The organism is Brevibacterium litoralis (assembly GCF_040212315.1).
GTDB classification, from domain to species: Bacteria; Actinomycetota; Actinomycetes; order Actinomycetales; family Brevibacteriaceae; genus Brevibacterium; species Brevibacterium litoralis.
The window spans coordinates 59,401-70,101 of sequence record NZ_JBDIUY010000033.1 but is presented as its reverse complement, the minus strand read 5'-3'; the positions used below and the strand labels follow the sequence as shown (position 1 = coordinate 70,101).

The 10,701-nt window shown below is 71.2% G+C and carries 8 protein-coding genes and 1 tRNA gene; all 9 read left to right on the top strand.

What is annotated here, in order from left to right; genetic code table 11:
- Positions 1-545: CBS domain-containing protein (locus AAD496_RS11980; protein WP_349829002.1), on the top strand; the 545-nt coding region annotated here is incomplete at its 5' end.
- 370 nt (positions 546-915) lie between these two features.
- Positions 916-1,974 carry a M15 family metallopeptidase gene (locus tag AAD496_RS11975; protein WP_349829001.1) on the top strand — a complete coding sequence of 353 codons (1,059 nt, stop codon included), beginning with the start codon at positions 916-918 and terminating at the stop codon, positions 1,972-1,974.
- 89 nt (positions 1,975-2,063) lie between these two features.
- A tRNA-Arg gene (locus tag AAD496_RS11970) sits at positions 2,064-2,140 on the top strand.
- A 325-nt stretch (positions 2,141-2,465) separates the two neighbouring features.
- On the top strand, positions 2,466-3,638 hold the full coding sequence (locus tag AAD496_RS11965) for a hypothetical protein (RefSeq protein ID WP_349829000.1): 1,173 nt from the start codon (positions 2,466-2,468) through the stop codon (positions 3,636-3,638).
- Between the two features lie 132 nt (positions 3,639-3,770).
- Positions 3,771-5,411 carry an arginine--tRNA ligase gene (gene argS / locus AAD496_RS11960; protein WP_349828999.1) on the top strand — a complete coding sequence of 547 codons (1,641 nt, stop codon included), beginning with the start codon at positions 3,771-3,773 and terminating at the stop codon, positions 5,409-5,411.
- Positions 5,411-6,838 (top strand): diaminopimelate decarboxylase, encoded by a 1,428-nt coding sequence (lysA, locus tag AAD496_RS11955; RefSeq protein ID WP_349828998.1) that lies wholly within the window; start codon positions 5,411-5,413, stop codon positions 6,836-6,838. The genes argS and lysA overlap by 1 nt, the downstream gene beginning before the upstream one ends.
- A 60-nt stretch (positions 6,839-6,898) precedes the next feature.
- Positions 6,899-8,209 carry a homoserine dehydrogenase gene (locus tag AAD496_RS11950; protein WP_349828997.1) on the top strand — a complete coding sequence of 437 codons (1,311 nt, stop codon included), beginning with the start codon at positions 6,899-6,901 and terminating at the stop codon, positions 8,207-8,209.
- A 56-nt stretch (positions 8,210-8,265) separates the two neighbouring features.
- On the top strand, positions 8,266-9,351 hold the full coding sequence (gene thrC / locus AAD496_RS11945; RefSeq protein ID WP_349828996.1) for a threonine synthase: 1,086 nt from the start codon (positions 8,266-8,268) through the stop codon (positions 9,349-9,351).
- Positions 9,351-10,301 (top strand): homoserine kinase, encoded by a 951-nt coding sequence (gene thrB, locus AAD496_RS11940; RefSeq protein ID WP_349828995.1) that lies wholly within the window; start codon positions 9,351-9,353, stop codon positions 10,299-10,301. The genes thrC and thrB overlap by 1 nt, the downstream gene beginning before the upstream one ends.
- Positions 10,302-10,701 lie beyond the last annotated feature (400 nt).

Genomic DNA, 10,701 nt, shown 5'->3' with positions numbered 1-10,701 from the left:
GGGTCGAACCGCGCGACGAGGTGAACGCCGCCTACACCGTCGATGAGGTCCAGTCGATCGTGCTGGAGTCGAAGCGCGAGGGCCTGCTCACCGACGACACCGGTCTGCTCAAGGGCGCCCTCGAGTTCTCCGACAAGTCGATCGGCGACGTCATGGTGCCGATCGACGAGGTCGTGACGGTGGGCGCGGACGTCCGGCCGGTCGACATCGAGCAACTGGTCGGCCGGACCGGGTTCTCCCGGTACGTCCTCTTCGACGAGGAGGACGAGCCGACGGGTTACCTGCACATCAAGGACGTCCTCTACGCGGACACCGAGGTCGGGTACACCGCCCCGGTCCCGGCCAAACGGTTCCGATCCCTCGTCACCCTGCAGGCCGCGGACGACATCGAGGACTCCCTGCCGGACATGCAGGGGGCCGGCAACCACGTCGGCCGGGTCCTCGACGAGACGGGTCGGACCGTCGGCGTCCTCTTCCTCGAGGACGTGCTGGAGGAACTCGTCGGCGAGGTGCACGACGCGATGCAACGGGCGCCCCGCGCCTGAGTCTCGCCGGTGCCGAGCGGGACCCACGGACGACACGCCCGCAGGGTTTCCCGCCTGGAGGTCACGGTGGGACGTGGATAAGGTGTCGGGCAGATGAATGGACGGTCGCCGGGGTCACGGATCCCGGCGACCGTTGTGTGTAGGAAATGACATACTTTCCCTGCTGTCCTCCGGTTTTCGCGCGATCTCCCTCACACTGCGGCCGGAAAACGCAGGTCAGACTCCCCATGTCGTCCGGAAGCGCGCGATTCAGGTCTCGGATTAGCCAAGCCCGTGATGTTCTCGTTATAGTGTTGTGACACGACGGGCCGTGCCCGTCATCGAGCACGTACCGCCAGACCGGTGATCACCGGCCGACAGGAGTTCACGAGTGGAAGAGTCCGCACACAGCCCGGCGTTCCCGCGCCGTCGCGACCTGCGTCAGCAGCACACGCGCCGTGAGCAGCAGGAGACCCGCCGGGTGGACGCCACTCCCGTGTCGTCCGGCCTGACCGTCCTCCGCATGGACCCGCCCGATGTGACCACCCCCGCGACCGAGGCGTCCGCGGCGACCGGGGACGAGGGCTTCGTCCCGACGGTGACCGCCGGCCCCGCGACGCGCCGTGAACGCCGGGCCTCCGCCGGTGGCCCGCTGACCTTCCGCGGTTCCGACGGTCGCCTGGTCCGCTCGGTGCGCCGGGCCCGCATCGCCACGATCGGCAGTGTCGCCTCCGTCGCCGTCGGTGTTGCCGCCCTCGGTGCCGCGCTCCTCGCGGGTGCCGGCTCGGAGCCCGCCCAGGCCGTCTCGACCGAGGCCGACGCCGCAGGCGGTGCCGACGACGAGCAGGCCGGCGTCCCCGTCGCCGCCGACGTCCTGTCCTCGGCCGGCGGTGCGGCGACCGAGGACGGTTCCGCGACCTTCGCCGGGGGAGTGCCCTCGACCGAGGACCGCGAGGCGGAGGCCGCCTCCCGCTCCGTCACCCGCACCGTCCTGCCCGGCTGCTCCGGTGAGGCGCCCGTGATGACCGGTGAGGTGTCGAACGGTGTTCTCCCGGACTCGTGGCTGTGCGAGATCGGGGTGTCCGACGAGGACGAGGACCATCGTCTGCGCGCGGACGCGGCGGTCGCCTTCGCCGAGATGAATGCCGCCTTCAAGGCGGAGACCGGTAAGGACATGGCGATCGTCGACTCGTACCGCCCCTACTCGGAGCAGGTCGCCGTCGCGCAGACCCGACCGGGCTACGCCGCGGCACCGGGCACCTCCAAGCACGGGTGGGGGATCGCCCTCGACTTCGGCGCCGGTGCGAACACCGGGACCGGTGAGCTGTACGACTGGCTCGTGGCCCACGCCGAGGAGTACGGCTGGGAGAACCCGGACTGGGCGAAGGGCGGGTACGAGCCCTGGCACTGGGAGTACGTCCCGGCCCGTGTGGCCATGGACGGCTCCTGACACCACGTCCACGGGACACGGTGTGAGCGGCCCCACAGCCTCCGGATTTCATCCCGGACCGGGACCTCTGATAGCGTTGTTCGTCGTGAGCCCGCGTAGCTCAGCTGGATAGAGCGTCTGCCTCCGGAGCAGAAGGTCGTAGGTTCGAATCCTGTCGCGGGCACCACGGCACCACACCGTCGGTGCACGAACGAGAACCCCTGGTCATCGACCGGGGGTTCTCGTCGTCCCCGGGCGGTTCCCCGGGTTCCGTCGTCCCCGGCCGTCCCGGGATGCGCAATGCGCCCTGCGTTTACGCTCCCGTGTCACGGGAGTGTCACGTGACCGTGATGCACGACACCCCTCGTCACAGATGTGTGGCCGAACCGTAACAGCCTGATCAGGTCCTGTGGCACGTCCCGGACCGGTTCAATGGGAAGATCGAAGAGAGAACAAGACCCGTGTCCGCGGTGCACGACCCGGACGCGCACCACGGACGTGAGGATCCACGCATGTCGAACCAGCCCCCGTACCCGCCCACCGGCCCCGACGGCCAGGACCCCTACGGCCAGGGTCAGGGTCAGGACCCCTACGCGCAGCCGCCGCAGTTCGGCCAGGACCCCTACGCCCAGCAGGGCGGGGCCTACGACCAGCAGGGCGACGCCTACGGGCAGCAGCCGCCGTCCGATCCCTACTCCCAGGGCGGCTACGGATCCGGCGGTGCCGCCTATGACGGTGGGTTCGGCTCGGCACCGGGTGCCCCCGGCGGTCAGAACCAGTGGGCCACCGCCGCGACCCCCCAGAAGAAGACCTCGATCTTCGCCAAGTGGTGGTTCTGGGTCATCGCGGCGGTCCTCGTTCTCCTGCTCGGCGGCTGCACCGCGATCGGTGCCGTCGTCATCAATGCGATGAACAGCGGCGGCGAGGATCCGGCGCCGACCGACCCGACCTCGCAAGAGCCCGCCCCGGAGGAGACCGAGGCGGCGCCCGAGGAGACCGAGGCCGCTCCGGAGGAGGAACCCGAGGAGGAGCCCGAGGAGGGCGGCACCGACGAGGGTGGCAGCGAGGAGGGCGACACCCAGGCAGCTCCGGCCGCCGAGGGTGAGGCCGCCGAGTGGGCGGAGTCCCTGTGGGGCACCTTCGACGAGGTGACCTTCAAGGGTGACGGCAACGACCTGGTCGAGATCCCCGACGGGATCGACGCCGCGCTCGTCGACTTCAGCGCGACCGGTGGCGACTACTCCCGCAGCCTCGGCGTCGACTTCCTCGACGACTCGAACGAGACCGTGGCGTCCTTCTACCACTACACGGACGCCGAGAAGCTCGAGGGCACCGATGTGATCGGTGAGGACGAGTACAGCCAGGGCTTCACGAAGGCCCAGATCGACGCGGACGGGCAGTGGGAGATGACACTGCGTCCGATCCACACCGCCGGTGGACTCCAGGAGTCCGGCAACGGAGGCGCCGCCTTCTTCTACGAGGGCGACGCCGCGAGCGGCGAGTTCCACGTGGACGGCGACGGCTACACCGGTGTCGACCAGTATTACGAGGACGACTACGGCGTCCGCTGGGACCTCGTCGTCAACGAGGCCGGGGGCTACTCCGGTCCGATCGTCCTCAAGGCAGGGCCGTCCCTCATCGTCGTCGAGGCGGAGGGCGACTGGGAGTTCACAGTCGACGAGTGAGTCCCCCGAGACCCTGACGCCCCGCGACCGGCGGTGTCGACGCGTGACCACACGCGTCGGCACCGCCGGTCTCGTGTCACATTCCCCGGGGCCGTGTCGAAAGTGCCCGCTGCGGGGTAATACCCTTGCAGGGTGACTCCCGAAGAACTCAAGGCGACGATCGCCGCAGCGCTCACCCGACTCAACGATGCCGAGGACGCGGGCATCGACATCCCGGCGGACCTCGTGGTCGAACGACCCCGGAACCGTGACCACGGTGACTGGGCCTCCAACGTCGCGATGCAGACGGCCAGGAAGGCCGGTCTGGTGCCGCGCGAGCTCGCCGGTCGGATCGCGGAGATCCTGCGGGAGGACACAGGCATCGAGGCCGTCGACGTGGCCGGTCCGGGCTTCCTCAACATCACCCTGGCGGCGGGCGCGGCCGGGGCCCTGGCCGCGGACATCCTCGCCGCGGGGGAGTCCTACGGTCGGGGCGACGCCCTCACCGGGCACACCGTGAACATGGAGTTCGTCTCAGCGAACCCGACCGGACCCCTGCACCTGGGTCACACCCGGTGGGCCGCGCTCGGTGACGCCATCGCGCGCGTGCTGCGGGCCGCCGGTGCCGAGGTGGCGAGCGAGTACTACATCAACGACGCGGGCTCGCAGATGGACGTGTTCGCGAACTCGGTCCTCGCCCGCATGCACGGCCGGGACGTCCCCGAGGGCGGGTACCCCGGGGCGTACATCGCCGAGCACGCCGAGGCGATCGCCGCCGCGCACCCCGCGTGGGTCGAGGCGGACGAGGACGCGGTGCGCGCGGAGGTCCGGCAGGCGGCCTACGAGTTGCAGATGGCCGACATCCGGGGCACGCTCGCCGACTTCGACGTGCAGTTCGACGTGTGGTTCTCCGAGAAGTCCCTCCACGAGTCCGGGGCCCTCGACCGGGCGGTCGATCGGCTGCGCGAACAGGGCCACGTGTACGACCGGGACGGTGCGGTGTGGCTGCGCACCTCGACCTTCGGCGACGACAAGGACCGGGTGCTCATCCGGCAGGACGGGGCGCCCACCTACTTCGCCGCGGACGCCGCGTACTACCTCGACAAGAAGGACCGCGGCTTCACCGAGAAGATCTACCTGCTCGGCGCCGACCACCACGGGTACATCGGTCGTCTCAAGGCGATCGCGGCGGCCGCCGGGGACGACCCCGAGGCGAACATCGAGGTCCTCATCGGCCAGCTCATCAAGGTCAACGGGGCCAAGCTGTCCAAGCGGGCGGGCAACATCATCGAGCTGCGCGACCTCATCGACTGGCTCGGTGCGGACGCCCTGCGGTACACCCTCGCCCGGATCCCGGCCGACTCGCCGCTCACGATCGATCCGGAGGTCCTGCGTTCGGCCTCGAACGACAATCCCGTCTACTACGTGCAGTACGCCCACGCCCGGGCCTGCAGCGTGCGCCGCAACGCCGAGGCGGCCGGCATCACGACGGCCGGTTTCGACCCGGCCACGCTGTCGGACCCGACGGAGGCGGCCCTGCTCGCCGCACTCGCGGACTACCCGCGTGTCGTCGCCCAGGCGGCGACCTTCCGGGAGCCGCACCGGGTGGCCCGGTTCCTCGAATCGCTCGCCGGTCTGTTCCACAAGTGGTACGACGCCTGCCGCGTGACCCCGCGGGGCGACGAGGAGCCCGGCGCCGTCCACTCCTCACGCCTCGTCCTCGACCTCGCGACCGCGCAGGTGCTCGCGAACGGACTGGGTCTCCTCGGCGTGGGCGCGCCGGAGAGCATGTGATGCCGGCCCACGTCGCCGGCGTCCTCCACGCCGTCCCCGCCCCCGTCTGGTTGCCGCAGCCGGGCGACCCGAACGCGCTCATGGCCTCCCTGTGGGCCGCCCACGTCGACAAGGCCGGCGACGGCGTGCTCACCGTCGCCGGACACCGGATCACGGACCTCGTGGACGAGTTCGGGTCGCCGGCCTTCGTCCTCGACGTCGACGACCTGCGGGCCCGTGCCCGGGATTTCGCCACCGCCTTCGCCACGGCCTTCGACCGGGTGGGGACGACGGCGCGTGGGTACTACGCCGGCAAGGCGTTCCTGTGCACCGCCGTCGCACAGTGGGTCGCCGGGGAGGGCCTGGGCCTCGACACCTGCTCGCTCGGCGAGCTGATGGTCGCCCGGCGCGCCGGGGTCGACCCCGCGCTCGTGGGCCTGCACGGGAACAACAAGTCCGACGCGGAGATCGACTTCGCCCTCGACTGGGGGATCGGTCGGATCGTCGTCGACTCGCTCGACGAGATCCCCCGCGTCGAAGCGGCGGCCGCCGCCCGGGGTGTCACCGCGCCGGTGATGATCCGTGTGACCGTCGGCGTCGAGGCGCACACGCACGACTTCATCGCGACCGCGCACGAGGACCAGAAGTTCGGTCTGTCCCTGCAGACCGGGGCCGCGGCCGCCGCGGCCGCGGCCGTGATCGCCGCCGACCACCTGGATCTCGTGGGCCTGCACAGCCACATCGGTTCGCAGATCTTCGACACCGAGGGCTTCGAGGCCGCGGCGCGCCGCATCGTGCGTCTGCGGGCGGACATCGAGCGCGAGCACGGGGTCACCGTGCCGGAGATCGACCTCGGCGGCGGCTTCGGGATGCAGTACACCTCGCAGGACACCCCGACGACCTTCACCGATCTCGCCGATCGCCTCGCCGAGGTGGTCGCGAAGACCTGCGCGGACGCCGGTACCACCCTGCCCGCGGTGTCCTTCGAACCGGGCCGGGCGATCGTGGGCCCCGCGATGTTCACCGTCTACACCGTCGGCACGGTCAAGGACGTCGACACCGGTGGCGGGATCCGCCGGTACGTGTCCGTCGACGGCGGCATGAGCGACAACATCCGGACGGCCCTGTACGACGCCGACTATTCGTGCACACTCGCCTCCAGGGCCTCCGAGGCGGCACCCGTGGTCGTCCGGGTCGTCGGCAAGCACTGCGAGAGCGGTGACGTCGTCGTCCGGGACGAGTACCTGCCGGCCGATGTGCGGGCCGGTGACCTCGTCGCCGTGCCGGGTACCGGTGCCTACTGCCGCCCCCTGGCCTCGAACTACAACCACCTGCCCCGCCCGGGTGTCCTCGCCGTCGACGGTGGGGGAGCCCGGTGGGTCGTCCGCCCGGAGTCCTACGCCGACATGCTCGGTCTCGATCCGGCCTTCGCCCCCGAGGGCCCCTGACCACCCGCCCCGGCACATGCCCGGGACACACCCACGAGAACGGAACGGAAACTCGCCACGATGAAGCCCCTCAAGGTCGCCCTGCTCGGTTGCGGAACAGTCGGTTCCGAGGTCGTCACCCGCATCCTCACGCACCCCCAGGCCTTCCGGGACCGGATCGGAGCCGAGCTGGAGATCTCCGCCGTGGCCGTCCGGGACGCCGCGAAGGACCGTCCGGGAGTACCGCGTGAGCTGCTCACGACGGACACCGCCGCCGCGATCGAGGGCGCCGACGTCGTCGTCGAACTCATGGGCGGGATCGAGCCGGCCCGCGACCGGATCCTCACGGCTCTCGGCAACGGCTCCTCCGTCGTCACGGCGAACAAGGCCCTGCTCGCCGCGGACTTCGAACGCCTGGTCGGTGCCGCCGACGCGGCCGGGGTCCGCCTGGAGTTCGAGGCCGCGGCCGCAGCGGCGATCCCGATCGTCCGGCCACTCACCGACTCGCTGGCCGGGGACCGTGTGACCCGGGTGATGGGCATCGTCAACGGCACGACGAACTACATCCTCGACCAGATGGAGAAGGAGGGCTGGTCCTTCGACCACGCCCTGCGCACCGCCCAGGAGCTCGGCTACGCCGAGGCGGACCCGACCGCCGACGTCGGCGGCCACGACGCCGCCGCGAAGGCCGCGATCCTCTCCTCGCTCGCCTTCCACACCCCGGTCGGGATCGACGACGTGCACGTCGAGGGGATCACCTCGATCACCTCGGACACCATCGCGACCGCGGCCTCGCAGGGCTTCTCCATCAAGCTCCTGGCCATCTGCGAACGGTTGGAGGACAGCCCGGCCGGGTCCGGAGTGTCCGCCCGCGTGTACCCGGCACTCATCCCGCGTGCCCACGTGCTGTCCGGGGTCGCCGGTGCCTTCAACGCCGTCTTCGTCGAGTCGGAACTCGCCGGGGAGCTCATGTTCTACGGGCAGGGTGCCGGGGGAGCGCCGACCGCCTCGGCCGTCCTCGGTGACATCGTCTCCGTCGCCCGCCGCCGGGTGCTCGGTGGCCGCGGCCAGTTCGAGCACGGGTCCGCAGCCGCGCTCCCTGTGCTCGGGATCGACGCGATCTCGACCCGGTACCAGATCACCCTCGAGGTCGACGACCGTTCCGGTGTGCTCTCGCAGGTCACCGACGTCTTCGCCGCCGAGGACATCTCGATCGAGCTGGTCCAGCAGACCGGTCTGCCCCCGCTCGACGGCGAGGAGGTCTCGACGCGGGCCAAGCTCGTCGTCGCCACCCACACCGCGACCGAGGCGGACCTCCGGCGGACCGTCGACCGCCTGGCCGACCTCGACGTCGTCCGCAGCCTCACCTCGGTGCTCCGCATCGAGGGCTGAGGCCCGAGAACCCCACCCCCATCCACGCGCCCTTCCGACACAGGAGACACGACCGCATGTCCACACACCGCCACCAGTGGCAGGGAGTCATCGAGGAATACCGCGAGTTCCTGGACCTCGCACCCACGACGGAGGCGGTGACGCTCGGTGAGGGCGGGACGCCGCTCATCCACGCCCGTGCCCTGTCCGAGCGCGTCGGCGCCGAGGTGCACGTGAAGTACGAGGGGATGAACCCCACGGGTTCGTTCAAGGACCGCGGCATGACGATGGCCATCACGAAGGCCGTCGAGTACGGCGCGCAGGCGGTCATCTGCGCCTCGACGGGCAACACCTCCGCCTCGGCCGCCGCCTACGCGACGAAGGCCGGTCTCACCTCGGCGGTCCTCGTGCCGGCCGGCAAGATCGCCATGGGCAAGATGAGCCAGGCGGTCGCCCACGGCGCCGTGCTGCTGGAGGTCGACGGCAACTTCGACGACTGCCTGACGCTGTGCCGCAAGCTCTCCGAGGCCTACCCCATCCACCTCGTGAACTCGGTGAACCCGGACCGGATCGACGGGCAGAAGACCGCCTCGTTCGAGGTCGTCGACGCCCTCGGCGACGCGCCGGACGTGCACGTGTTGCCGGTCGGCAACGCCGGCAACATCACGGCCTACTGGAAGGGCTACACCGAGTACGAGCAGGCGGGCCTGTCCACCCGCCGCCCGCAGATGTGGGGTTTCCAGGCCGCGGGAGCCGCCCCGCTCGTCCTCGGCCACCCCGTCGACGAGCCGGAGACGATCGCCACGGCGATCCGGATCGGCAACCCGGCGTCCTGGGAGCAGGCCGTCGCCGCCCGTGACGAGTCCGGTGGTGTCATCGACTCCGTCACGGACGAGGAGATCCTCGCCGCCCACCGCCTGTTGTCCTCGACCGAGGGCATCTTCGTCGAGCCGGGGTCCGCCGCCTCGATCGCCGGTCTGCTCAAGCAGGCCGCGGCCGGTCGGGTGCCCGCCGGCGCCCGGATCGTGTGCACCGTCACCGGACACGGTCTCAAGGACCCGCAGTGGGCCCTGCACACCACCGACGGATCCGCCGTCGAACCCACGCGCGTCGAGGTCGACGCGGTGTCCGCCGCCCGGGCGCTGGGACTCGAGGACGCGTGATGCTCGCACGGGCGGACGTCGAGGTGGTCGTCCCGGCCACCTCGGCCAACCTCGGGGCCGGGTACGACTCCTTCGGGATGGCCCTCGACGTGCACGACACCGTCCGCGCGACAGTGCACCCGGACGCGGTCGACCCGGCCCACTGCGTGAGCGTGTTCGGGGAGGGGGAGGAGGTCCTCCCGACCTCCCGTGAGCACCTCGTGCACCGGGTCGCCACCGAGATCCTCGACAGCCGGGGGCTCGGCGAGCTCGCCGACCGGATGTCCCTGGCCTGCCACAACGTCGTGCCCCACTCCCGGGGCATGGGGTCCTCCGCCGCAGCCGTCGTCGCAGGGATCTCCGTCGCCGAGGCGCTCGCCCGCGAGTCCGGGGCCCGCGCGGAGGACGGGGCCGCCCGTCTGGCCCGGGCCGTCGCCCGGGAGGGACATCCGGACAACGCCGCCCCGGCCCTGTTCGGTGGTGTGACGATCTCCTATCCGTGCGGTGCGCCCGGGACCTTCCGGAGCGTGTCCCTCGAGGCCCATCCCGACATCCGGGTCGCCCTCGTCGTGCCCGCCGAGAAGCTCGACACCGCGGTGGCCCGGGGCGTCCTGCCCGCGACCGTGCCACACGCCGAGGCGGCCGCCAACTCGGCCGTCGCCGGACTCTTCGTCCACGCCGTCACCACCGAACCGGAGTTGCTTCTCGACGCGACCGTCGACCGCCTGCACCAGAAGTTCCGGCGGCCCGCCATGCCGGCGGCGCTCGACCGGGTCGACGCACTCCGCGCGGCCGGCCTCGCCGCGGTCGTCTCCGGGGCGGGACCCACGGTCGCCGTCCTCGGGACGGGTGACGATCTGGGTGATCGTGTCCGCGCCGTGATCGGGGAGGACGGACATCGCATCGTCCCCACCCTCGTGGCCGAGACCGGGGCGACGACGACGGTCACCGAGGTCGTCGCGGCCGCCTGATCCGGGTCGGTCCGGCGCCGTGATTCGCGTCGGGGCCCTCGACGCGGTAGAGTCGGGAACACGTTCTGGCGGTTCTGATCCGTTCCGGGCTCCACCCGCACACACGGTCCGCGAGAACGTTCCCAGCACCGAACGGTCGGCACAGGCCATTCCGTCCGGTCGCATCTCCCGTGCACATCCGACGTCCCGGCCCGGCGGGCCACGGCCCTCCGCGCCCGACAGGGACGGACGTGCATCTCGACTGCGTCCGTCGGTTCGGCCCGGACCTCCCGGTCGTCGACGTCCTGTTCCCGATGGGGCCACGGCCCGGTGCTCCTACGAACGAAAACCGGACGCGTTCCACGGACCTCGTGAGCGTCCGTCATCCACCGCTGTGGCACCCCGGGCATCCGCCGGCCAC